Below are 21,729 nucleotides of genomic sequence, written 5' to 3'. Positions count from 1 at the left end.
GTCAGCAAGAACAAAGCAATCCGGGGCTACATCGTCCGAGCCCTCGCAAAAGGCAGTCAGAACGCCTTGCTCGTCCGTCAGGTCACAAACGCCCTCGTCGCTGACGGCCTGATCTACTCGCCGGACATTTCAAAGCCGATCGAGTATCTGCAGGAGGCGGGTTATGTGACCTTCACCGACCGATCGGTGAACGCCTACAACGCCTACCGCAAGGACTCCATCATCAAGCTCACCCGCAAGGGCGTCGATCTCGTCGAGGGCACGATCAACGACCCGGGCATCGATGTCTAAGGCGGAGCGACGGAGGACGCGGGTCAGCTCGACGATCGACAAGCTCCCGGACGATATTAAGGGGCAACTCGACGTCCGGCTTGCGGACACCTCCAACACCTATGAAGAACTGGCGGCATGGCTCAAGGCTGAAGGCTACGAGATCAGTAAGTCAGCGATCGGGCGCTATGCGATCCGCACCACACAGGCGGCGCAGCGCGTAGCGCAGACCATCCAGCGCACTCAGGCGATCGCTCAAGCGGTGGAGGCCCACCCCGACCTCGACTACACGAAGGCGGCGTCGATGGTGCTCATGGACGGGCTCATGCAGCGAGTCAGCACCGCTGAGGACGACTTTCAGGAAATGCCGCTGGATAAGGCGGGGCGACTCATCGCAAGCCTCGCCCGGAACGCCACCTACGAAAAGCGCGTCCGGCAGGACATGAAGAAAAAAGCTGAGCTTGCCTTCGAGCAGATGGAGACGGAGCTCATGGCGGCAATCAAGCAGCACCCTGAGCTTGCTGGCGAGCTTCACGACGTGCTGGAGCGTGCAAGAGAGAAGGTGCTGGCAGATGGCGAAGATTGACCTGAACGACTACCTCGAAAAGCTCACAGAGCCGGAAGACCGGGAAACGGTCGCAAACCGTGCGTATCAGCGGGAGCTGTTCGAGCAGTACGTCACAAAGGACGGCAACTTTCCCGAGCAGCGGGCGCAGCTCCTTGAGGACTTCAGGGCCGGAAAGGAACTGACCGGGCCGAAGGGACTGCGCCGGAAGCTCGGAGCCTTCGATCTTGAATACTTTGGGCGGGCCTATCTCGCGCACTACTTCGTCCGCCCGTCGCCCAAGTTCCACGGCGAGCTGGACAGGATATGGCGGGAGGGCGTGCTGAAGGGGATGAACCCGGAGGTGGACGCCAAGCGGATCAGCCGCGCGGATGGGTGCCGCCGTGCGATCGAAGCACCTCGTGGCCACGCCAAGAGCACGACCTTCACTTTCAAGGACGACCTGCACGCCGCCGTCTACGGCTACAAGCACTACATCATCATCCTCTCTGACAGCTCGGAACAGGCCGAGGGCTTCCTCGTCGACATCAAGACGGAGCTGGAGGAGAACGCTGCCCTGAAGGAAGACTTCGGCGAGCTGGAAGGCAAGGTCTGGAAGTCCTCTGTCATCCTGCTGGCCAACGGCGTCAAGATTGAGGCAATCGGCTCGGGCAAGAAGATCCGTGGCCGACGTCACAAGCAGTGGCGTCCCGACCTTATCGTCTGCGACGATCTGGAGAACGACGAGAACGTCAACACGCCGGAGCAACGCAAGAAGCTCCGCGACTGGTTCTATAAGGCGGTCTCCAAGGCGGGCGACACCTACACTGACATCGTTTACATCGGCACGCTGCTCCACTTCGATGCGCTGCTGGCCAACGTAGCGAAGAACCCGAGCTATAAGTCGGTGCGCTATCAGGGCGTCATCAGCTTCGCCACCAACGGCGAGCTGTGGGACGCATGGGAATCCATCTTCACCGATCTCTCCAACGACAACCGACAGGAGGATGCGCTGGAGTTCTTCCAAGCGAACCGCGAGGCGATGCTGGAGGGCACGGCGGTCTTATGGGAGGAGAAGCTCTCCTACTACGACCTCATGGTCATCCGCATCTCCGAGGGTGAGGCGTCCTTCAACAGCGAGATCCAGAATGACCCCATCGACCCGGAGAACTGCACCTTCCAAGAAGAGTGGTTTGACTTTTGGGACGACGAGGGCAAGGCGCAGCCAGACTTCTCCGACCCGAAGTTTCTCTTCGTCGGCGCGAACGACCCGTCGCTGGGCAAGAACAAGAAGTCGGACACCAGCTCCATCATCGCACTGGCGAAGGACACGCAGACGGGCTACCTCTATGTCGTGATCGCGGACATTGCCAAGCGCAAGCCGGATCAGATCATTGAGGACGCCCTCGACGCGAGCCGACGCCTCCAGCGGGAGTACAAGCGGCCCTACTACAAGTTTGGCGTGGAGACGGTGCAGTTCCAGTATTACTTCGCCGAGATCATGCGGCAGCGTGCGGCGGCAGTCGGCGAGTATCTCCCTATCGAGGAGATCAACAGCACGCAGAACAAGGATGCACGCATCCAGTCCCTGCAGCCGTTCGTGAAGAATGGCTACATCAAATTCAGCAAGAAACACAAGACACTGCTAAAACAGATGACCGAGTACCCGATGGGCAAGAACGACGACGCGCCGGACGGCCTACAGATGGCGGTCAAGCTGGCGCTTGACGTCAAGACCGGGCGCAGGGTCGACTACAGAAGCGTCATCGCCCGCGCCCTCGACTTCCGGCGCGGAGCCTACTAAGGAGGTGAGGCGCATGATTATCCAAGAGAACACAATCATCCACGGCGACAGCCTCACCGTGCTCCGTCAGATGGAGCCGGAGAGTGTCGACGCAATCATCACAGACCCGCCCTACGGCATCAACTATGTCTCTCAGACGGGGGCGTCCATCAAGAACGACAAGAGCCCCTTCATCTGGTTCCTCTACGACGCCTTCCGCGTGCTCAAGTCCGGCGAGGCTGGGCACGGCGGCCTGATCTGCTTTACCCGTTGGGACGTGGAGCAGACCTTCATCGACGCGATGAAGATCGCGGGCTTCAACGTCAAGAGCGAGGTCATTTGGGATAAGGTCTACCACGGCATGGGCGACACCAAGGCGGCGTTTGCCCCGTCGCATGAGAACATCGTCTTCGCGATTAAGGGCAAATACAGTTTCCCCGGCAGCCGCCCAAAAGACCTCGTCACCTTCCCGAAGATCAACAGCTCCAAGATGGTGCACCCCACTGAGAAGCCTGTTGGTCTGCTGGCTAATCTCATCTCCTCGGTCACGAAACCGGGCGACCTCATCCTCGACCCGTTCGCCGGAAGCGGCTCCACGCTGGTCGCGGCGAAGAAGACGGGGCGTCGCTTCATTGGCATCGAGCTGGATGATGATTACTTCGTCACGGCCCAGCGGCGCATCGAGGAGGTGCGGGAATGAGCCGACTCAAGCAGCTCATCACCCGGCTTAGACGCCCGGATATGCGGGAGGTCGCCGTGGCGCAGGTCTCCGACAAGTACAGCGAGTATCCCAGCAATGGCCTGACGCCTGTCAAGCTGGCTGAGATCCTCCGAGAGGCCGACGCAGGCGATGTTCTTCGGCAGATGGAGCTCTTTGAGGAAATGGAGGAGAAAGACCCTCACCTATTCAGTCAGCTCCAGACGCGCAAGAACGCCGTCACGGGCCTTGACTTCGAGGTGATTCCCTTCGGCGACGAACCGCTGGACAAGGAGATCGCCGACTTCATCGAAGAGCAGCTCAACGGCATCGAGAGCTTCGAGGATGTGGAGAATGACCTGCTCGACGCAATCGGCAAGGGCTTCGCCGTATCCGAGATCCTGTGGGGCTATGACGAAGGGCACGTCGTGGTGCAGGACATCAAGACGCGACACCAGAAACGTTTCTTTTGGGACACGCTGGACGATTCGTTCAAGGTGCGAACGAAGGACGTGCCGGAGGGCATCCTGCTCCCGGCGAACAAGTTCATCGTTCACAGGTACAAGGCTCGCAGCGGTCACACCTCTCGGGCTGGCATCCTCCGAGTTGTGGCGTGGATGTACCTCTTCAAGAACTACGACCTGAAGGACTGGGTCAGCTTCGCTGAGATCTACGGTCTGCCGCTCCGGCTGGGCAAGTACGCGCCGGGAGCGAGCGACAGCGACAAGGCGGCGCTCATGCGAGCCCTCATCCAGATTGGCTCCGACGCGGCGGGCATCATCCCGGATGGCACGAGCATCGACTTCATTACCACGGAGAAGACCTCCAGCTCCGACCTCTATGAACGGCTGGCTCGTTACTGCGATGAACAGATCTCCAAGGCAATCCTCGGCCAGACGCTGACTTCCGACTCGGGCGGCGGCAGTTACGCACAGAGCAAGACGCACAACGATGTCCGGCACGATCTCACCGTCGCCGACTGCAAGGCGCTGGCGTCCACCCTCCGGCGCGACCTCATCCGCCCGCTGTGCATCTTCAACTTCGGCGAGGACAAGCGCATCCCCTACATCCGCTTCGACTGCGAAGAGTCCGAGGACTTGACACAGACGGCGACAATCCTCGGCACGCTCATCGAAAAGGTCGGGCTTCGGATACCCACGAGCTTCGTCTATAAGAAGTTCTCCATCCCCGAGCCGGAGGAAGGTGATGAGATTGCAAAGCCCACCTACGGAGGCGGCATGGGCGGCGTGCTGCCGTTCAAAAGCGATGCGCTACTCTCCCTCAAGGCGGGAGCTGACGCGCCGATCGGCACGCAGCAGCACATTGACAGGCTCGCCGCCGCCGCACTCCACAAGGGCGCGGGCAGCTTCAAGCGCGCGTTCGAGCCGGTTCTCAAAATGATTGAGAACGCAGACAGTCTCGAACAGCTCCGCGAGCTGATGGAGGATGACACAGCCGTCGCCGAACTCTACGCCGCGATGGATGTCTCTGAGGTCGAGGAGCTGCTGCAGAAGGTTATGCTCTACGCCGATCTTGAGGGGCGGGTGGTTGAGGATGGATGAGTTCACCGCGCTTTTCAGCCGCAAGGACATGACCTTTGAAGAGGCGGTCGCGTACTTCAAAGAGCGCGTCCCTGTAACCGCCTCGCGGTTCTATCAGATTGCCGCCGAGTACCGCGCCCTCGCCTTTACGGTCAGCGGCTACACGAAGGCGCAGGTGCTCAAGAAGTTCTACGACGAGCTGCTGGCCGCACTGGAGGAGGGTAACAGCCTTGCGGAGTTTCGCGAGAATATGAACGACTTCCTCGAAGCAGAGGGCTACGAGGGCATCACGCCCTACCAAGCCGAGAACATCTTCCGCACCAACATCCAGACGGCCTACAATGTGGGCCACTACAAGCGGATGACCGAACCGGGCGTCAAGGCGCTGCGGCCCTACTGGCAGTATGACGCCGTCAACGACTCAAAGACCCGCCCGAGCCACCTTGCGATGGATGGGCGCGTGTTCATGGCGGACGATCCCATTTGGGACACATGGTTCCCACCCAACGGCTTCAAGTGCCGCTGCACGGTCAAGACGCTCTCCAAGCGCCAGATGGAGCAGCGGGGGCTGACGGTGGAGACCGAAGCACCGAGGGCGGCGCGGCTGGAGGATGGGCGCTTCGTCAACATCCTGCCCGACCCGCAGTTCGATACCAACCCCGCCAAGGTACGCTATCAGCCAGACCTCACAGGCTACCCCGAGCCACTCAAAAAGGCGTACCAAGAGCGCGAAAAGGGGAACACTCCGCCATAAGGCCACAGAGCCCCGCTGTGCGCGTTTTGCTCTCGGCAGGGTAATTTGACGGGTGCGGCAAGTAAGGGGCGTGCGCACGCGCTCTAACGCCGTTTCCGGGCGGTTCGCGGCGACACCAAAGGAGGACAGATGCAAATGGATAGTTTTTTGACCCTGAAAGGCGGCAATGTGGAGCTCGTGGGAGCGCCAGAGACGATCTTCGTCCTCCCCATCGGCCACGTTGTCAGCTCGAAGGGTGAGTTTGATGTAGACGATGAGAGCTACAAGGCGATGAAGGCGCAGATCGCCAAGCGCGGCGTGGATCTCGTCGTTGACTACGAGCATCAGACGCTCAAAGGGTGCGAGGCACCCGCAGCCGGATGGGTGAAGGAGCTGAAGCTGGAGGACGGGCAAATCAAGGCCGTCGTCGAGTGGACGCCCCGAGGGGCGCGGTACCTTGAGAACAAGGAGTACCGCTATCTCTCCCCGGTCGTGAATGTCCGCAAGGCGGACAACAAGGCGGTCGGGCTCCACTCGCTGGCACTTACCAACACTCCGGCGATCGAGGGGATGAACCCCATCGTCAATTCAGACAATTTTGAAGGAGGACAACATTCTATGGACATCAAGAAGCTGGCGGAACTGCTCGGTTTGAGCGAGGACGCCACGGAGGAGCAGGTCGTGGAGGCACTCAAGGTTTGCCTCGCCGAGAACCGCAGCCTCAAGGAAGCGGAGAAGCAGCCGCCCGAGAACGTCGTGGCGAACAAGGCGGTCTGCGAGCTGCTGGGTCTGAAGGCGGGCGCTGCCGCCGAGGACGTGACCGCAAAGATCATGGAGCTCAAGAACGGCACGGTCGACGGCGTCAACCTCGCCGAGGAGCTGAAGGCGCTCAAGCAGCAGAATGCGGAGCGCGAGGCCAACGACGCTGTCATCCTTGCCCTGAAGGCGGGTAAGATCACCCCGGCGCAGAAAGAATGGGCTAAGAGCTACGCCTTGAGCGACCCGAAGGGCTTCGGCTCCTTTGTGGAGAAGGCCCCGCAAATCGTGCCGATGGACAAGATTGAGCTGGACGACGTCAAGGCCCTCAAGAGCGACGCGCTGGACGCCGACACGCTGCTGGTCTGCAAGCAGCTCGGCATCTCGCCCGACGACGTCAAGAAGTACGGTATGAAGGAGGACTAAGATCATGGCAAAACTGACTGATGTGAGAGATACCCCTGAGATCGCCAACGGCGCAAAGGTCATTGCGGTGCCTGTGAAGGGCGGTACCACCATTTATCAGGGCGCACTCGTCGCTCTGGACGCGAGCGGCTACGCAATCCCCGGCAAGAAGGCCGAGAGCCTGACCGCTGTGGGCCGCGCCGAGGAGACAGTGACAAATACGGGCGCAGACGGCGAGTTGGTCATCCGCGTCGCTCGCGGCGTATTCGTCTTTGACAACACCGCTACCTCTGCGAATAAGATCACCGCCGCCCATGTTCTCAAGCCCTGCTACATGGAAGACGACCACACCGTCACGGCGCTCGCCACGGGCGCGTCCGTGGCTGGCACCGTCATCCGCGTGGATGACGAGGGCGTCGCCGTCGAGTGCGGAGGCTACATTCCCGCTGCTGCCGCCGCAAGTGTGGGCGGCTAATCGAGTAAGGAGGTACATTCATTATGATCATCACCCCGCAGGCCCTTAGAGGCATCTATACCGCCTTCAACACGGTCTTTAACAAGGCGTTTGAAGGGCAGCATCCCACCTATGAAAAGGTCGCGACCGTCGTGCCCAGCACCAGCGAATCCGAGACCTACGCATGGCTCGGCGACATCCCCGGCATGAGGGAGTGGATCGGTGAGCGCGAGATCCAGAACCTCTCCGGCTCCGCCTACACCATCAAGAACAAGGACTTCGAGCTGACTGTCGGCGTAGACCGCAACGCGGTCGAGGACGACAAGATCGGCCTCTACAATCCTTCCATTCAGATGCTCGGCGAGTCCGCCGCGCTGCATCCCGACGAGCTGGTCTACGGTCTGCTGGCCAACGGCTTCACCGAGAAGTGCTACGACGGCAAGGCGTTCTTCGCTACCGACCACCCTGTCGGCAAGGACAAGGCAAGCAACAAGGGCACCGCGAAGCTGAGCATGGGCGCGTACAAGACGGCGCGTACATCCATGATGAGCCTGAAGAACAGCAAGGGCCGCCCTCTGGCGCTGGTTCCCGACCTGCTGGTCGTGCCGCCCGCACTGGAAGCGGACGCCCGCGACATCCTCGTCGCCGACTTCATCAACGGCACGAAGAACACCATGCAGGGCACGGCGGAGATCCATGTGGAGCCTCGCCTCGCAAGCGACTCCGCTTGGTTCCTGCTCTGCACCAAGCGTCCCGTCAAGCCGCTGATCTACCAGCAGCGCAAGAAGGCGAAGTTCGTCTCCAAGACCAACGAGACCGACGACAACGTCTTCATGAGCAAGAAGTTCATCTACGGCGCAGACTCTCGCGGCAACGCGGGCTTCGGCTTCTGGCAGATGGCCTACGGCTCTGACGGCACCACCACCTAAACCGCCCGGGGCAGAAAGGAGGGCGCGGCATGAGCTACAGCACACGCGCTGAAGTGCGGGACATGGTCAAGGATGACGCGCTCAACGCGATCATCGGCGACACCTTCATTGAAGATCCCGCCGAGCGTGAAGAGCTGGTCTCCCCGATCATCGATGCGGCGATCGCCGACGCGGACGCAGAGATCGACGGCTACCTCGCCAAGAGGTACGCCGTCCCTCTGGCCCCGGCCCCGAGGGTCATCAACAAGTTCTCCAAGGACATCGCGGTCTACAATCTGTTCTCCCGCATCGGCATCGACGAGGGGACGGATCAGAAGACCTACCTGAACCGCTACAACGCGGCGATCAAGTTCCTCACGCTGGTCGCGGAGGGCACGGTGTCCATCGGCACGGAGACGGAAGACCCGGCGAGCGCAGCGGCGGGCGGCTTCAAGGTCAAGTCCAACAGCCGCCTGTTTACCCGTGAGAAGATGAGGGGGATGTAACGCATGGCCATGTACAGCATCCGGCTCGACGGCGACACGCGGGCGATGCTCCGCAGGATCAGGAGCTTCTCGGAGATCGACAAGCAGGGCATCAATGCGGCACTGGCCGAGGGCGCGCGCGAGTCGACGCTGGAACGGTTCAAGCAGAGCAAAGGCCCGGACGGGCGCAGATGGAAGACCTCCATCCGCGCCGCACAGGAGGGCGGCAAGACGCTCATCCAGTCTGCACAGCTCCGCAACTCCATCCACGACAAGTCGGACGCCTCCGGCTTCGCGGTCGGCACGAACGTCAAGTATGCGGCGACGCATCAGTTCGGAGAACCGGGCCGCACCATCCGGGCGCGGAAGAAGAAAGCCCTCCGTTTTCAGGTGGGCGGCAAGTGGGTCACGAAGAAGCAAGTCCGCATCACCATCCCGGCCCGTCCCTTCCTCGGTCTCTCAGAGGACGATATGCAGGAGATGAAGGCGACGGTCGAGGAGTTCATCCAGAAGGAGGATTGATCTCTTGCTCTACACGGAAAGCAAGCAATATCTCATCGACAAGCTGAAAGCGGCGGGCATCAAGTCCAAGCCGTTTACCACAGAGAAGGCTCTGGAGAAGAGCCAGGAGTCCCACATCGGCGCGGTCTTGTTCGAACGTGAGACTTTCACCCGAAACGGTTCCAAAAAGAGATACAGAGACGAAGAGGGAACGCTGCACAAAAGGCGGAAGATCATGGAACGGGCGACCACGTTCGGCGTGATCATCGGCGGCTACACCGATAATGAAGTCGAGGAGATATTCGACCGCTTTGTGGCGAGTCTTGACCGTGGCATCTACATCGACGGCAACTTCGTCCCCATTGAGATTGAGGGAGCGGATTGGGTCGACAAGGACGACTCACTCCTGAAAGCACAGGTCGCCGTGCAGGTGATGATCACCTTCAACGGCGGCGTTTACCGCGACACGGGCTTCGCACCTCTGACCGATGTCAGAGTGACGTCCGTGGAGAAGATCACATGAAAGGAGCCTACAGATGGCGACTAAAACACAGAAGCCGGAAGGCGCTGCCGCGCCGGAGCTTGTGCCGATCGACAAGCTCCGTGAGCAGCACAAGGTTGGGCGTGCCACCTACGCGGGCGTTTGCGCCGCGAATGGCTGGCGGCCCGGTAAGGCGATGACGGAGGACGAGTTCCTCGCCGCCGTCGCCAAGTTCAACAACAGCCCGATGAACGGGCGTAAGAGCAAGGAGGCGAGGAAGTAATGCTTAGAGATGTACGCAGCAACGTCACGGACGGACTGCTCGGCTTCGCCACGGCAACGGGCGACGGTCTGCACATCAAGATCGGCGTCTCCCCCTCTGTCACCGAAAAGCCCATCACCATCCTCGGCAGCATGGGCGCAAGCACCATCAAGTCCAAGCTGGGCCTGTCCCCGCTGGCCGATGCGGTCATGGACGCGGTGCAGGGCGGCGCGGCCCGCGTGTTCTGCATCCCCGTCGCCGCGAGCACCGCTGGCACGATCGGTGAGGTCACGAAGACGGGCGACGGCGGCGGCAGCGTGACCGTGCAGGGCTCGCCCAACAACGCCTACGCGCTCACCGTGCGCTTCACCGCGCAGGGCGGGCTCAACACCGCAGCCTTCGTCTACTCCATCGACGGCGACAACTTCTCGGATGAGATCACCGTCCCCGTCACTGGCAGCTACGAGATCGAGGGCACGGGCCTGACGATCAAGTTCACCGAGGCGAGCTCGCCGGATCAGAAGCCCAGCTCCTTCCTCATGCGCGACACCTACACCCTCAAGACCACTGCACCGAGCATGACGAACGGCGATGTGCTGGGCGCGATTGAGAAGATCAAGAGCTTCAGCGAGGAGTTCGAGTTCGTCCACATAGTCGGCGAGAGCACGGTGGAGCTGTGGGAGGCGGTCAGTGAAGCACAGAAGGAGCTGATGACGGTCTGCCACAAGCCCTGCTTCTTCCTCATGGAGGCCGCCTATCCCGCCGACGAGGCGGATGGTGACCTGAGCGATTGGGCGCTGAAGATGGAGGCAGACCGTAAGCGGATCAAGAACTCCGACATTCAGGTCTGCGCCGCATGGGGTCGCCTTGTGCGGCTGGACGGCACCACGCAGATTGTCAACCTCGCGGGCCTCGCCTCCGGGCGCTACGCCATGACGAAGGTGAGCGTGTCCATCGGCAAGACCAAGGACGAGGACGCGCTGGGCTTCCCCAAGACGAAGCTGCTGGAGCTGGTTCCCATCGGCTACGACAGCACCGTCATTGAACTGCTGGACGTCGCGGGCTACATGACCTTCCGCGAGTACGACGGCCTTGACGACATCTTTGTCTATCACACGAAGATGATGTGCAAGGACGGCAGCGACTTCCGCTATGCCGAGGATGTGCGTGTGAAGAACAAGATCATCCGCGAGACACGCAAGAAGGCGCTGCAGTTCAAGAACGACGACATCGACCTTGAGGACATTCAGGGCGAGCTGGACGCGCGGGCGAAGTTCATCAGCGTGCCGCTTGACCGCATGGTGGAGGACAAGGAGATCAGCTCCTATGAGACCACCGTGGACGAGAGCTGCTACGATACTTTCCTCGAAGATGAGACCATGAGCGTCATCATCCGCTACCTCTCCAGAGGCTACATCCGCGAGGTCGTTATCGACATCGGGCGCTCGGCTCTGAGCAGCAACTAAGGGAGGAGGACAGGCAATGCTGAAGGTAAACGGAAAAGCCTATGATTGGGGCGACGTGGATCTGAAAATCCCCGGCCTGAACATTCAGGTGCAGGAGATCAGCTATGACGACGAGCTGGAGATAGAGGAAGTCTACGGCTCCGGCTCCAAGCCGCGCGGCTACGGCACAGGCAACTATAAGGCGTCCGGCAAGCTCTCCATGCTCCGCGACGACTACGACGATCTGCTGGCCTACTGCAAGCAGAAGGGAGTTCCCTTCTACAAGATGGAGTTGCCCTCCATCATCGTCTCCTACGCCAACGAGGGCGCACGCACGAAGATCGACGAGCTGAAGAAGGTCAAGTTCTCCAAGCGCAACAACAAGGCAGCGCAGGGCGACAAGAGCCTCACCGTCGATGTCGACATGAAGATCGTCGGCGGCGTGTATCAGGACGGCGTCGCACCCGTCTAAGGACAACATTTTTGAGAATAACAAGGAGGAAGTCACACTATGGAAAGCACCAACAACCAGACCCCCGCCCGCAGCAGCGAGGAACAGCTCAAGGCCAAGTACGGCGGCAAGCTCTACCGCGTCGGCATCACCGTCCCCGTGGATGATGAGAGCGAGAAAGAGTTCTCCTACTACTTTAAGCGCCCCACCGTCCCCAGCTATGACCGCTACATCAAGACCGCTGCGCAGGGCATCACCAAGGCAAGCAAGGCGTTCATGCTGGACGCGGTCATCGACGAGGACGCCGAGCGTCTGACGAAGGACATGGAGGAGAACCCCGGCATCGCGATCTCCATCGGCAATAAGCTGACGGAGATCCTCGGCCTGACGGGTACGGCAAATTTGAAGAAGCTCTAAGAGAACGGGTCGCGGAGGTGCGGGAGAGCTTCGTGGAGCGCGGGCTCCTTGAGATCTATCGTTTTGTGCCTCCGCCTCTCTTAGAGACCTTTGACCCTGAAACGATTGACGACGTCGACGAGTTCCTCGGATGGGTCGCAAAGGCCCGCTTCATGCAGGAGCTTGAGGAGGGCATCGTCACCCGGGCGATCGTGCGAGCGTTCCCCGAGTGACGGCCTCCCGTCGCCGATCGTTTTCCGCCTCTATCTCAAACTGGAGGTGAAAGCAGAAAATGAGTTTAGAGTCCGTATTTAAGCTGTCGCTCATTATGAACATGATCGACAACCTCTCCGGGCCGATGGCGGGCGTGGCGTCCAAGGTCGGCGCAAACGTCTCCAAGCTGGACGCCGCAAGCCAGACCTTCGGCAGCATGGCAAAGGCGGGTGCGGCGATGCAGGAGACGGGCTCACAGATCGTAAACGCTGTGCTCGCCCCGGTAGAGGCGACCTTTGAAACGCGGCGTGCGCTGGGTGAGCTGGCCTCGCTGGGCGTGCAAGACCTTGAAGCGGTCGAAAACGCCGCACGCAGCTTCTCCGATCAGTGGGCGGGCACGTCGAAGGCGGACTTCATCAGCGCGGCCTACGACATCAAGAGCGGCATCGCCTCCCTCTCTGATGAGGGTGTCGCAGAGTTCACAAGCCTCGCGGCCCTGACCGCAAAGGCGACGAAGTCCACGGCGGGCGAGATGACCTCGCTGTTTGCCACAGGCTACGGCATTTATAAAGACTACTACAGCGACCTGAGCGACATGGAGTTCGGCGAAATGTTCTCGGCTGGCATCTCCGACGCCGTCCGAGCGTTCAAGACCTCCGGCTCCGGCATGGCACAGGCAATCCAGAACCTCGGCGCATCGGCGACCACGGCGCAGGTGCCGCTGGAAGAGCAGCTCTCCGTCTTGGGTATGCTGCAAGCAACGATGGGCGGTGCGGAAGCGGGCACGAAATACAAAGCCTTCCTCCGCAGCGCCACCAAGGGCGGCGAGGCGCTGGGGCTCAAGTTCACAGACGCCAACAACCAGCTCCTGAGTATGCCGGAAATCCTCGACATCCTGCGGGGCAAGTTCGGCGAGACAATGGACGCCGCCGAAAAGATGGAGCTGCAGAAAGCCTTCGGCGACACCGAGGCCGTAGCGCTCATCGACCTGATGTATAACAAGGTCGGCGACCTGCAGGACAACATCGTCAATATGTACGGCTCGCTCGGAAAGGGCGTGTCGGTCACGGAGCAGATGGCCTCCGCCATTCAGGAGACGGAGCCGGAACGCTTCGAGCGACTCAAGCAGCGCATCCACAACGTCACTGAGAGCATCGGCAACTCCCTGCTCCCCACGGTCAACGACCTGATGAGCAAGGGCGAGGGCGTGCTGACGAAGGTCGGCTCGTGGATCGAGAAGAACCAAGAGCTCGTCAAGGTCATCATGCTCATCGTTCTTGCGGTGGGCGGTTTCCTCGCCGTAGGCGGCACGCTGATCGCCCTGATCTCCGGCGTCGGCCTCGTCGTGACAAAAACGGTCAGCGCGTTCAAGATACTTAAGGGCGGCTTCGCACTGGCGCGAGGGGCGCTCACACCACTCATATCCTCGGTGTGGAGCTTCACGGCGGCGCTGCTGGCCAACCCCGTCACATGGGTCGTCATTGGCATTGTGGCCCTCATTGCGGCGCTGGTGCTACTCTACAACAAGTGTGAGTGGTTCCGCAATGCGGTCAACTCCGTCATCAACTTCTTCAAGGGAACGCTGACGGCGGTGGGCTCGGTCACGAAGTCGGTGTTTGAAGGCATCGGGAACGTGATCGGCTCCGTCATGGACGCGGCAAAGGCGACCGTGTCCGAGAAGCTGTCCAACATCAAGACGGCCTACGAGGAACACGGCGGCGGCGTTTCCGGCGTCGCAGCGGCGGCGATGGAGGCGGTCAAGGGCTGGTACACAGCGGGCTACACCTTCATCGACAACCTCACGGGCGGCAAGCTCTCGGAGATCCGTGGGAAGTTCTCGACGGCCATGAGCAACATCGTCCAAGGCATCTCACAGAAGTTCACCGACGCACGCGCCGCCTTCTCCAACGGCCTGAACAACATCAAGAACGCCGTCTCCGGCGCGGTCACGTGGTTCTTCGAGTCCGGCAAACGGATCGTGTCCACCTTTGCAAACGGCATCAAGTCCGCCTTCAGCAGCGCGGTCGAGGCCGTAAAGGGCGGCTTGCAGAAGATCCGCAACCTCCTCCCGTTCTCTGACGCGAAGGAGGGGCCGCTGTCTACGCTGACTCTGTCCGGCCAACGCACCATGACTACCTACGCCCACGGCCTAACGCTGGCGGGCGACGCCCCGGCAGAGGCGATGAACAAGAGCCTCCAGCAGGTGCAGGGCGCTCTTGACCGCAAGCCGGAGAAGAAGATCGACCTCGGCGGCGGGAAAAAGGACAAGGACGAGAGCAGCGATGAGGGCGGCTCCGGTAAGGGCAAGCAGGTCATCATCCACAAGCTGCTCGTCCCGGTCGACCTCAAGAAGATCAAAGACCTGCAGCAGCTCCTCGCTCTTTTGCAGGAGGTCGAGGACTACGCAGCGGCCAACGAGGACGGCGAACCCGGCGACGACGAGGCCGCCGCCCCGGCCCCGGCATAAGGAAGGAGGACGCTATGATCTATGTAGAAGACGAGCTGATTAAGCTCAACGGCGCCGTCCTCCCCGGTCTCGTCAAAAGCATCGAGGTCATTGAGACCGCGAAGGTGGACGAGCAGGAGGTCGAGGGCAGCGCCACTAAGCCGAAACAGGCAACGGGCTACGAGGACGCCAAGGTCAACATCGAGCTGATCATCGACGACACGCCCTCGCAGACCAAGTACCAGCGATACGCAACGCTCCGGGCGATCTTCCGATCGCCCGGGCAGAGCGTGCCGCAGCCCATCCCCATCATCAGCGAGGACACCGCCGCCCACGGCGTGGAGAAGGTCATCTTCAAGAAGCTGTCCCACAAGGGCGAAAACAAGCGCGGGCAGCTTACGGCTACGCTGGAGCTGTGGGAGTACATCCCGCAGACCATCACGGCAAAGTCCGGCTCCAGTTCCGGCTCCGGCAAGTCCGGCGGCGGCGCGGCGAGCAATCTGAAGGCAGGCTACAAGAGCTACCTGAGCAACGAACGGGGCAAGTCCCCCGCACGGGATGACGCGGACGCCACGGCGGCGATGAACAAAGTGACCGCCATGCCGTACTAAGGAGGCCACAGTGGAAACGAAAGAACTGTATTACCCGCAGATCTCGGCACAGGCCGGTTCCTACACCTTCGAGGAAGGCGTGGAGCTTGAGATCTATTCCTCGAAGTCCTCGTATTATGATTGGGCGAAGATCCGCTTCACGAGCCAGTTCCGCCCGAAGCTCTCGCTCAAGAAGAAAGACCCCGCCACCATCCAGCTCGGCTATGACGGCACGCTGGAGGACGTGTTCACGGGCTTCGTCTCCGGCAACTACGACGGCGGGACGTATGCCAACGAGGTCGCGCTGAAGGATGAGATGCTGCTCATGGAGGAGACGATCATCAACGACACCTTCCTCGACACCACGCCGCAGGAGCTGATCTCGTACTTCCTTGCACAGGCGGGCCTGTCCAAGATGAAGCTCTCCAGCAAGACCTACCCGACGCGCAAAATGCTCCCCATTCGGAAGCAGACCGCCGTCCAAGCGATCAACGCCGTCAATGCGGCGTGGGGGCTTCGTGTTCCGTTCTTCTTCTCGGGCGGCGTCTTCTATTGGGACGAGAAGCCGGAACAGAAGAAGGTCTACACCTTCGAGCGCGGCGTGAACATCCTAAACCTGCGCCGCGCGGGCGGCGTATGGGAGCTGGAGACGGTCTCCGCGCCATTCATCAAGCACTCCCACAAAATAAACCTCATCCATCCGCAGGTGAGCGGTGAGGTCGAGGTCTCCAAGGTGGTCAGCAAGACCAACGACTCCGGCTTCATCCGCACCTACATCTATTTCTGACCCCGAAAGGAGGGAACCGACGTGCTCGAAGAAATGGTCGCGTCCGTTATGAAGAAGACGCTGGCGCAGGACTTCCCGCATTTGAAGCTCCCCGCCGCCGTATTCGCCACCATCGACTCGGCGGCAAAGAGCGACGCCTTTGACATTGAGGAACTGATCGTCCACAACGAAGTGACGGGCGAGGTGTTCAAGGCGCACATCACCTCCTACTGGTACGAGTACAAACTCACCGTCATCGACCGCTTCGGCAACCCCGACGCCAACTATCCCGCGCTTCCGGGAATTAAGTCTAAGAAACAGTTCAAGGCCGGGGCGGTCGTGGCCGTCGCGCTTCCCTACGGCGACCTCACCCCGGCGATCATCGGGGAGGTGGAGCTATGACGGGCTTGAACGATACGGACATCCGGCTCAACAGCGAGTGGCAGCTCACACAGGCCACAGACGGCGACGCGCCGCTCTGCTCGGGGCTGGAGTGTCTGTATCAGAACATCGTCCTTGAGGCGCTCACGCAGCCGGGAGACGTCTTCTATGACGCCGAGTTCGGCTGGGGCCTGTATGACTTCATCCAGTCCGAGGACACGGAGCTGACCCGTCTGGAGATCACCCAGCGGGTGCGGCTCAAGCTGCAGAAGCGGGAGGTCATCCTCCCGGAAAGCATTGAGATCAGTATTGCGTTCGAGGATGACGCGGTCGTGCTGCACTGCTCCTTCCGCTTCGCGGAGGAGGACGAGCGGCGCGAGTTGGACGTCATCATCGGCGCGGTGAGCGTGGAGGTGGTATCAGAATGATCGACAAGGAAATACTGGACGCCGTACTCCCTCTGCCCACACTGGACGAGCTGAAGGAGCAGAAGGTCGAGGAGCTGAAAGACGAGGGCTTCGTCATCAGCAACTTCCATTCGGGCGGCGTGTTCTACACGATGCTCATGATCGTGCTGCGCATCAAGGTCGAGGTCATTGAATTGCTCCGCGTCGTGCTGAACAATATGTTCGTCTCCCACGCGGGCGGCGCGTGGCTCGACCTGAAGATGGCGGACTACTCCAAAAAGCGCAAGAAGGCGCAGAAGACGCAGGGCTTCATCACCGTCAGACGCACCGACATGACGGGCGAGGCGGTCAAAATCCCCAAGGGCCACGTCTTCAAGAGCATCCTCGACATCAACGGCGAGGAGCTGCGCTTCTTCGTACTGGAGGCGGCGACGCTGCAAAAGGGCGCGTCCTCCGTGGACGTGCTGGTGGAGGCCGAGACAGAGGGCAGCCGCTACAACGTCCCCGCAGGGCAGATCGTGCGCACGCTGACCTACCTCGGCGACGTCACATTCAGCAACGCCGAGGACTGGATCGTGCGGGAAGGCAGCGACACCGAGGACGACGAGAGCGCGAGGGCGCGGACACTCCGATCGTGGTCGGAGCTGGCGCAGCGGGCGACGGAGGACACCTTCATTGACGCGGCGGAGTCCGTCCCCGGCGTACTGTTCGCACAGGCCGACTGCAACCACCCGCGCGGGCAGGGCACGGTGGACGTCATCGTGACAGGCACGGCGGGCGAGGCGACGGAGGGACTGCTTGCGGCAGTAAGAGAAGCCGTTGACAAGATCGCTGGCCCGTATGATAATATTCTCGTGAAGTCCTCTGTGACCGTATCGCAGAATATCTCCGTCACGGTCACGACCGACACGGCGGACACGGACGAGGCGGTGGAGAACCGGGTCAAGGCGATCCTCACCGAACTGCTGGCCGTGCGCCGCAGCCGCAAGCTCAACGAGCTGACCCTGTCCGACATCAACCACGCGATCCGCAGCGGCTACAGTGGGGCCACCAACGCGGCGGTCTCCGAGCCGGAGGCGGATGTGAAGCTGGGTAAGGACAAGGTCATCACCCTCGGCGACGTCTCTGTGACGGTCGAAAGGGAGTGAGCGGATGAAGCGGTTTGAAACCTTCGGGGAATATATGTTTGATCTGCTCTTCGCTCCCTTGAAGAAGGGCCGGAAGACGGTCAACCAGCTCCGCATCTTCTTCAAGGTCATGGGGCGCGAGTTCGACGACCTGAAGGCGGCGATCTTCCGCGTGCGCAGCGAGGCGAACGTAGCAAGCTGCTCAGAGGTCATGCTCCCCGTGCATGGGCAAGACCGGGATATGCCGCGACTGGAGGGCGAGGACGCCGAAGCCTATCGGACGCGCCTGTCCATGAAGGGGATCATCTCACAGTGGAGCGGCACGCGGCGCGGCGTTCTCTACGCGCTGACCGCGCTCGGCTACGACCGCAGCCGGATTGAACTGTTCGCCGATCAGGATGCGGAGCGCTGGGCTGAGTTCATCATCTTCCTGAACAGTTCCAAGCCCAGCGGCGTCACAAATCTCTCGGTCATCGACGGGCAAGTCCGCAAGGTCAAGGAGGGCAGCAGTAAGCCCGCCTACGGTATGGAGACCATCGGCGGGCTCATTATTCAATCCCGGCTTCAGACAGGCTTCTCACGCTATCCAAGGTGCGGAGAGATCGTGTGCGGCGTGTGGCCGCATATCGTCAGTGAAGGACATCTCGTGGCCTCGACGGTCATGGCGCAAGGCGGCGCATCGGGCGGCGGCAATCCCTTCCCGAGAGCCGGCACATTTGCAGCCTCCGAGGAGTTCTATCACTTCGGCGCGTACACCATTTATCAGGGCTTCGCCTCGGACATTGAGGTGGGCTCGAAGGCGGCGCAGGGTGCAAAGGTCTACCTGAGATGCTCCACCTCTACGCGCTGCTCTACCAACGCGAAAGGAGGCGCAGCAGAATGAAAACATTGACTTCTATCGGTATCCAGAAGATCGGGCAGCGGTTCGTTGACTCGGTCGATCATGCGGACTACACGCTCAACGGCGTGCCACAGACAGCGGAGCCTTTCCGCCGCTTCGTGCAGGGCGCAAGCGCAAGGGTCTACATTTACTTCGACGATACCGTGATCGGTGACGTCGCCGAGGTGCAGCTCGTGGACAAAGACGGCGACATCATCGCGTCAGCGGGCGAACGGGTCTTCACAAAAACACCGGGCAAGGGGCTTTATATAGCCTTCAAATATAATATCTTAGAAGTGGAGGTCGAAAGCAGCAATGAAAACCTATGAAAAAATCGGGTGGCTCGATCACGTCCAAGACATTGAGACGGGAGAGGTCATTCAGGAAGGAACGCCTGTGAGTCAGGTGAATATGAACCACATGGACGAAGGCATTTTCACAAACCGTGAAGCGGTCATTCTCCATGAGGCTCAGATTGCCGACGCGCAGAAAGAGATTAAGGTGTTGAAGGATGCGACGCTGAACAACATGGTCAACAATGTCTTTCTCATCAACTTCAACACCGTGACCTCGGTCGCGATCACGTCAGGGATTTATGACCCTGTGGCGCGAAAAATCTATGTATAAGGTCGCTTGCAGCCGCAAGGAAGCAAGCTGCATCATCGGGAGCTTGCTCGTGGAGCTGGCCCCGGTATGCGAGAAGTGCGGCGGGTTGCCGGATGGCGTGCTGAACCTGCAGACGGAGGCGGGGCTGTCCCTCACAGGGGACGCCGCCGTCCTCATCACAGGGCACAGCATCATCAGCGGCAAGCCTGTCAGGATCAAACTCACGGACTACGGCTTCGAATATTATGGTGATCACGCCGAGCTTGCCCGCGTTCGGGAAAAGAGGTGTGTGTATCATGGCAGAGCCGTCAGTCCTACAAAAGAAAACTGAGATATTTCTCGAAAGGGATATATACCCCTTGCTGAAAAACTTCCCCGCCTCCGAGAAGTTCTCCTTGTGCCAAGAGATCAAGCAATCCTGCTACAAGCTCATCCGAGCGGCTGTTATGGCCAACAACCTCACGAACGTCAACAGACGGCTCATGTGGCTGGATGAGGCGGACGCAGAGAAGACACTGCTGCTCGTGCTTTTAGGTGTCGCCAAGAACCAGAAGTACATCACGCAGAAGAAACTCTTGGAACTGCAAGGAAAGCTCGAGGAGATCGGGCGCATCATTGGAGGACTGCAAAAGTTCTTCATCAACAACCGAAAATAGACCATCAGAAAAAGTACAGCACCTACTCAGGGTTATCTCTGTCTGGCGTCGAACCGTGCGATTCGCGGGTACAATTCGGCCCGCAACTGGAACAACAACAATGCTACGAACTCCAATCCGAATGTCGGTTTCCGCCCCGCCTTGTAGGTTATTACGTCATCTGCGACCACGGCTTCAGGTGCGTGTCCTTGTTATACTTCAAGGGAGAGGTAATCCTTCGCCATGTTGAGAAACGGCGTAAAAACAGTGACTGAGCTTCGCCCGCCCTCTCGTATTGGGAGGCGGAGGGAGGTCTACAATGTGGGTAGCAACCCGCGTCATGGGTGCCAAGCCGTTCTAAAAGGAAAGGATGCCACGAATGACGAAATTCCCCATTATGCTCTACAACACAAAGAACACCAAGAAGGCCCTCGTGCCGCCGATCCCTCCACCCTCCAGCTATGAGGACGCCGTGGGCTGGTCGGCGATCGAGGCGGGCTACAAGACCGCCTTGCGAGGCAGCCGCAAGTTCACGCGGGAGGCCGTGCTCTACGACCTCTATTCCGAGGTGAACAACGTGCGCCTGTGGCGCGATCTCAAGAAAATTGAGAAAACGAGACAGGCGGGCGTTAGTGAGTACACGCCGGGAAAGTATCGGCACAGGATCATCGTGGAGCCGAAGGAGCGCAGTCTTCACATCCCGCCGCTGCGGGACAAGGTCGTGCAGCTCGTCATCCATCAGGAGCTGCAGACGCTCTTCCGCCCGGTATTTGTCAACCGTTCATTTGCGTGTATGTACGGAAAAGGCCCCATCCGAGCTGCCTTCAACGTACAGCATGACATGAGGGTCGCCCGCATGAAGTGGGGCGACGAGGCGACGGTCATCAAGATCGACGTCCGCAAGTTTTTCTACAGCATCGACCGCAGCGTGCTCAAGCAGATCATCGCGAAGCGGTTCAAGAAGCTCAAGAAGAAGTACCCCGAGAAATACGAGGACTTCCTCCGTTTTTACAGGCTTCTTTGCAAAGTGATCGACAGCTCGCCGGAGGGTGAGAGAGGGATTCCGCTGGGAAATGTGAGTTCTCAGGACTTTGCCAACATCTACCTCAACGAGCTCGATCAATTCTGCATCCGCTTCCTCGGTGCGACGCTCTACACGCGCTACATGGACGATGTCGTCGTCATAGCGCCAAACAAGGAAATCGCCCGGGAGTGGTTAGCAAAGATCAAGGTGTTCCTCCAAGAGAGACTGCACCTTGAGACCAACCAGAAGACCAAGATTTTCTATGTGCGGCAGGGTGTGAACGCCTACGGCTTCAAAATCAAAGCGACGCATCTGCTTCTCCGTACCGAGTCGAAACGGCGGGAGAAGCGGCGCATCAAGCGGATGATGGAGAAGCTGCAGGAGGGCACGATCACGGAGGCGGCGATCATCCAATCGGTCAACTCGTGGCTCGGCTTCGCCCGGTGGGCTTGCGCCTACAATCTGGCGAAGAAGATATTCGCTCCCTACCGCTTCATAAAAACGGAAGGAGAGCTACCTTATGGCGCAATTTCTCGGAACCG

Annotated in this window: 29 protein-coding genes; all 29 read left to right on the top strand. The window is 60.2% G+C overall.

Annotation, left to right across the window (positions count from 1 at the left end):
* The coding region (locus U0L91_RS07590; RefSeq protein WP_330045758.1) for a hypothetical protein at positions 1–291 on the top strand (291 nt) is incomplete at its 5' end.
* Positions 284–856: a DUF3486 family protein gene (locus tag U0L91_RS07585; RefSeq protein WP_055188831.1), complete on the top strand. Its 573-nt coding sequence runs from the start codon at positions 284–286 to the stop codon at positions 854–856. The genes U0L91_RS07590 and U0L91_RS07585, both read left to right, overlap by 8 nt.
* Complete coding sequence (gene terL / locus U0L91_RS07580; RefSeq protein ID WP_005936275.1) at positions 843–2,618, top strand: phage terminase large subunit; 1,776 nt, start codon at positions 843–845, stop codon at positions 2,616–2,618. The genes U0L91_RS07585 and terL overlap by 14 nt, the downstream gene beginning before the upstream one ends.
* Positions 2,619–2,631: 13 nt before the next feature.
* Positions 2,632–3,297, top strand: coding sequence for a DNA-methyltransferase (locus tag U0L91_RS07575; RefSeq protein WP_097772095.1), 666 nt, complete (start codon positions 2,632–2,634; stop codon positions 3,295–3,297).
* On the top strand, positions 3,294–4,856 hold the full coding sequence (locus tag U0L91_RS07570; protein WP_330045754.1) for a DUF935 domain-containing protein: 1,563 nt from the start codon (positions 3,294–3,296) through the stop codon (positions 4,854–4,856). The genes U0L91_RS07575 and U0L91_RS07570 overlap by 4 nt, the downstream gene beginning before the upstream one ends.
* Positions 4,849–5,589 carry a phage head morphogenesis protein gene (locus U0L91_RS07565; RefSeq protein WP_005936283.1) on the top strand — a complete coding sequence of 247 codons (741 nt, stop codon included), beginning with the start codon at positions 4,849–4,851 and terminating at the stop codon, positions 5,587–5,589. The genes U0L91_RS07570 and U0L91_RS07565 overlap by 8 nt, the downstream gene beginning before the upstream one ends.
* A 135-nt stretch (positions 5,590–5,724) precedes the next feature.
* Complete coding sequence (locus tag U0L91_RS07560; protein ID WP_336647997.1) at positions 5,725–6,750, top strand: phage protease; 1,026 nt, start codon at positions 5,725–5,727, stop codon at positions 6,748–6,750.
* Positions 6,751–6,754: 4 nt separating this feature from the next.
* Positions 6,755–7,204 carry a hypothetical protein gene (locus tag U0L91_RS07555; RefSeq protein ID WP_227145887.1) on the top strand — a complete coding sequence of 150 codons (450 nt, stop codon included), beginning with the start codon at positions 6,755–6,757 and terminating at the stop codon, positions 7,202–7,204.
* 23 nt (positions 7,205–7,227) lie between these two features.
* Positions 7,228–8,112: a Mu-like prophage major head subunit gpT family protein gene (locus U0L91_RS07550; protein WP_055188819.1), complete on the top strand. Its 885-nt coding sequence runs from the start codon at positions 7,228–7,230 to the stop codon at positions 8,110–8,112.
* Positions 8,113–8,141: 29 nt separating this feature from the next.
* Positions 8,142–8,597 (top strand): gp436 family protein, encoded by a 456-nt coding sequence (locus U0L91_RS07545; RefSeq protein ID WP_055188818.1) that lies wholly within the window; start codon positions 8,142–8,144, stop codon positions 8,595–8,597.
* Positions 8,598–8,600: 3 nt separating this feature from the next.
* Entirely contained in the window at positions 8,601–9,098 is a 498-nt protein-coding gene (locus tag U0L91_RS07540; RefSeq protein ID WP_005936295.1) for a phage virion morphogenesis protein, read from the top strand.
* A gap of 4 nt (positions 9,099–9,102) precedes the next feature.
* A complete protein-coding gene (locus U0L91_RS07535; RefSeq protein ID WP_055188814.1) occupies positions 9,103–9,600 on the top strand; it encodes a hypothetical protein in 498 nt (165 codons plus the stop codon).
* Between the two features lie 13 nt (positions 9,601–9,613).
* A complete protein-coding gene (locus U0L91_RS07530; protein ID WP_005936300.1) occupies positions 9,614–9,841 on the top strand; it encodes a hypothetical protein in 228 nt (75 codons plus the stop codon).
* The gene (locus U0L91_RS07525; protein WP_330045742.1) at positions 9,841–11,286 is read left to right on the top strand and encodes a DUF2586 domain-containing protein; all 1,446 of its coding nucleotides are present in this window, start codon (positions 9,841–9,843) and stop codon (positions 11,284–11,286) included. The genes U0L91_RS07530 and U0L91_RS07525 overlap by 1 nt, the downstream gene beginning before the upstream one ends.
* Before the next feature lie 16 nt (positions 11,287–11,302).
* Positions 11,303–11,737 (top strand): hypothetical protein, encoded by a 435-nt coding sequence (locus U0L91_RS07520; RefSeq protein WP_330045739.1) that lies wholly within the window; start codon positions 11,303–11,305, stop codon positions 11,735–11,737.
* Positions 11,738–11,776: 39 nt separating this feature from the next.
* Positions 11,777–12,133 carry a DUF6848 family protein gene (locus U0L91_RS07515; protein ID WP_005936309.1) on the top strand — a complete coding sequence of 119 codons (357 nt, stop codon included), beginning with the start codon at positions 11,777–11,779 and terminating at the stop codon, positions 12,131–12,133.
* Positions 12,134–12,165: 32 nt separating this feature from the next.
* Entirely contained in the window at positions 12,166–12,345 is a 180-nt protein-coding gene (locus U0L91_RS07510; protein ID WP_005936312.1) for a hypothetical protein, read from the top strand.
* A 317-nt stretch (positions 12,346–12,662) separates the two neighbouring features.
* The gene (locus U0L91_RS07505) at positions 12,663–14,792 is read left to right on the top strand and encodes a phage tail tape measure protein (RefSeq protein ID WP_336647991.1); all 2,130 of its coding nucleotides are present in this window, start codon (positions 12,663–12,665) and stop codon (positions 14,790–14,792) included.
* A 14-nt stretch (positions 14,793–14,806) separates the two neighbouring features.
* Positions 14,807–15,382, top strand: coding sequence for a transcriptional regulator (locus U0L91_RS07500; protein WP_330045734.1), 576 nt, complete (start codon positions 14,807–14,809; stop codon positions 15,380–15,382).
* Between the two features lie 10 nt (positions 15,383–15,392).
* Positions 15,393–16,148, top strand: a complete 756-nt coding sequence (locus tag U0L91_RS07495) for a serine/arginine repetitive matrix protein 2 (RefSeq protein ID WP_330045732.1) — start codon at positions 15,393–15,395, stop codon at positions 16,146–16,148.
* 21 nt (positions 16,149–16,169) lie between these two features.
* Positions 16,170–16,529 (top strand): carbamoyl-phosphate synthase subunit L, encoded by a 360-nt coding sequence (locus U0L91_RS07490; RefSeq protein WP_227145900.1) that lies wholly within the window; start codon positions 16,170–16,172, stop codon positions 16,527–16,529.
* Positions 16,526–16,936 carry a hypothetical protein gene (locus U0L91_RS07485; protein ID WP_005936329.1) on the top strand — a complete coding sequence of 137 codons (411 nt, stop codon included), beginning with the start codon at positions 16,526–16,528 and terminating at the stop codon, positions 16,934–16,936. Before U0L91_RS07490 ends, U0L91_RS07485 begins: the two co-directional genes overlap by 4 nt.
* Entirely contained in the window at positions 16,933–18,063 is a 1,131-nt protein-coding gene (locus tag U0L91_RS07480) for a baseplate J/gp47 family protein (RefSeq protein ID WP_256181557.1), read from the top strand. Before U0L91_RS07485 ends, U0L91_RS07480 begins: the two co-directional genes overlap by 4 nt.
* Before the next feature lie 4 nt (positions 18,064–18,067).
* Positions 18,068–18,925: a serine/arginine repetitive matrix protein 2 gene (locus tag U0L91_RS07475; RefSeq protein WP_330045727.1), complete on the top strand. Its 858-nt coding sequence runs from the start codon at positions 18,068–18,070 to the stop codon at positions 18,923–18,925.
* Positions 18,922–19,251 carry a hypothetical protein gene (locus tag U0L91_RS07470; RefSeq protein WP_097772083.1) on the top strand — a complete coding sequence of 110 codons (330 nt, stop codon included), beginning with the start codon at positions 18,922–18,924 and terminating at the stop codon, positions 19,249–19,251. The genes U0L91_RS07475 and U0L91_RS07470 overlap by 4 nt, the downstream gene beginning before the upstream one ends.
* Complete coding sequence (locus U0L91_RS07465) at positions 19,238–19,549, top strand: inorganic polyphosphate kinase (protein WP_235254857.1); 312 nt, start codon at positions 19,238–19,240, stop codon at positions 19,547–19,549. Before U0L91_RS07470 ends, U0L91_RS07465 begins: the two co-directional genes overlap by 14 nt.
* The gene (locus U0L91_RS07460; RefSeq protein WP_330045720.1) at positions 19,542–19,859 is read left to right on the top strand and encodes a fold protein; all 318 of its coding nucleotides are present in this window, start codon (positions 19,542–19,544) and stop codon (positions 19,857–19,859) included. Before U0L91_RS07465 ends, U0L91_RS07460 begins: the two co-directional genes overlap by 8 nt.
* The gene (locus U0L91_RS07455) at positions 19,825–20,184 is read left to right on the top strand and encodes a four helix bundle protein (protein WP_005936347.1); all 360 of its coding nucleotides are present in this window, start codon (positions 19,825–19,827) and stop codon (positions 20,182–20,184) included. The genes U0L91_RS07460 and U0L91_RS07455 overlap by 35 nt, the downstream gene beginning before the upstream one ends.
* Positions 20,185–20,542: 358 nt before the next feature.
* On the top strand, positions 20,543–21,729 hold a 1,187-nt coding region (locus U0L91_RS07450), incomplete at its 3' end, for a reverse transcriptase/maturase family protein (RefSeq protein WP_330045712.1).

Source organism: Gemmiger sp. (assembly GCF_036306485.1).
In the GTDB taxonomy this organism is placed as follows: Bacteria; Bacillota; Clostridia; order Oscillospirales; family Ruminococcaceae; genus Gemmiger.
Note: the sequence above shows the minus strand (reverse complement) of the source record. Positions and strands in the feature narration are given on the sequence as shown.

What these genes read in the sequence shown, in the direction of transcription:
- U0L91_RS07585 (WP_055188831.1), top strand. Translation starts at nt 284, where the DNA reads ATGTCTAAGGCGGAGCGACGGAGGACGCGGGTCAGCTCGACGATCGAC.
- terL (WP_005936275.1), top strand. Translation starts at nt 843, where the DNA reads ATGGCGAAGATTGACCTGAACGACTACCTCGAAAAGCTCACAGAGCCG.
- U0L91_RS07575 (WP_097772095.1), top strand. Translation starts at nt 2,632, where the DNA reads ATGATTATCCAAGAGAACACAATCATCCACGGCGACAGCCTCACCGTG.
- U0L91_RS07570 (WP_330045754.1), top strand. Translation starts at nt 3,294, where the DNA reads ATGAGCCGACTCAAGCAGCTCATCACCCGGCTTAGACGCCCGGATATG.
- U0L91_RS07565 (WP_005936283.1), top strand. Translation starts at nt 4,849, where the DNA reads ATGGATGAGTTCACCGCGCTTTTCAGCCGCAAGGACATGACCTTTGAA.
- U0L91_RS07560 (WP_336647997.1), top strand. Translation starts at nt 5,725, where the DNA reads ATGGATAGTTTTTTGACCCTGAAAGGCGGCAATGTGGAGCTCGTGGGA.
- U0L91_RS07555 (WP_227145887.1), top strand. Translation starts at nt 6,755, where the DNA reads ATGGCAAAACTGACTGATGTGAGAGATACCCCTGAGATCGCCAACGGC.
- U0L91_RS07550 (WP_055188819.1), top strand. Translation starts at nt 7,228, where the DNA reads ATGATCATCACCCCGCAGGCCCTTAGAGGCATCTATACCGCCTTCAAC.
- U0L91_RS07545 (WP_055188818.1), top strand. Translation starts at nt 8,142, where the DNA reads ATGAGCTACAGCACACGCGCTGAAGTGCGGGACATGGTCAAGGATGAC.
- U0L91_RS07540 (WP_005936295.1), top strand. Translation starts at nt 8,601, where the DNA reads ATGGCCATGTACAGCATCCGGCTCGACGGCGACACGCGGGCGATGCTC.
- U0L91_RS07530 (WP_005936300.1), top strand. Translation starts at nt 9,614, where the DNA reads ATGGCGACTAAAACACAGAAGCCGGAAGGCGCTGCCGCGCCGGAGCTT.
- U0L91_RS07525 (WP_330045742.1), top strand. Translation starts at nt 9,841, where the DNA reads ATGCTTAGAGATGTACGCAGCAACGTCACGGACGGACTGCTCGGCTTC.
- U0L91_RS07520 (WP_330045739.1), top strand. Translation starts at nt 11,303, where the DNA reads ATGCTGAAGGTAAACGGAAAAGCCTATGATTGGGGCGACGTGGATCTG.
- U0L91_RS07515 (WP_005936309.1), top strand. Translation starts at nt 11,777, where the DNA reads ATGGAAAGCACCAACAACCAGACCCCCGCCCGCAGCAGCGAGGAACAG.
- U0L91_RS07500 (WP_330045734.1), top strand. Translation starts at nt 14,807, where the DNA reads ATGATCTATGTAGAAGACGAGCTGATTAAGCTCAACGGCGCCGTCCTC.
- U0L91_RS07485 (WP_005936329.1), top strand. Translation starts at nt 16,526, where the DNA reads ATGACGGGCTTGAACGATACGGACATCCGGCTCAACAGCGAGTGGCAG.
- U0L91_RS07480 (WP_256181557.1), top strand. Translation starts at nt 16,933, where the DNA reads ATGATCGACAAGGAAATACTGGACGCCGTACTCCCTCTGCCCACACTG.
- U0L91_RS07475 (WP_330045727.1), top strand. Translation starts at nt 18,068, where the DNA reads ATGAAGCGGTTTGAAACCTTCGGGGAATATATGTTTGATCTGCTCTTC.
- U0L91_RS07470 (WP_097772083.1), top strand. Translation starts at nt 18,922, where the DNA reads ATGAAAACATTGACTTCTATCGGTATCCAGAAGATCGGGCAGCGGTTC.
- U0L91_RS07465 (WP_235254857.1), top strand. Translation starts at nt 19,238, where the DNA reads ATGAAAACCTATGAAAAAATCGGGTGGCTCGATCACGTCCAAGACATT.
- U0L91_RS07460 (WP_330045720.1), top strand. Translation starts at nt 19,542, where the DNA reads ATGTATAAGGTCGCTTGCAGCCGCAAGGAAGCAAGCTGCATCATCGGG.
- U0L91_RS07455 (WP_005936347.1), top strand. Translation starts at nt 19,825, where the DNA reads ATGGCAGAGCCGTCAGTCCTACAAAAGAAAACTGAGATATTTCTCGAA.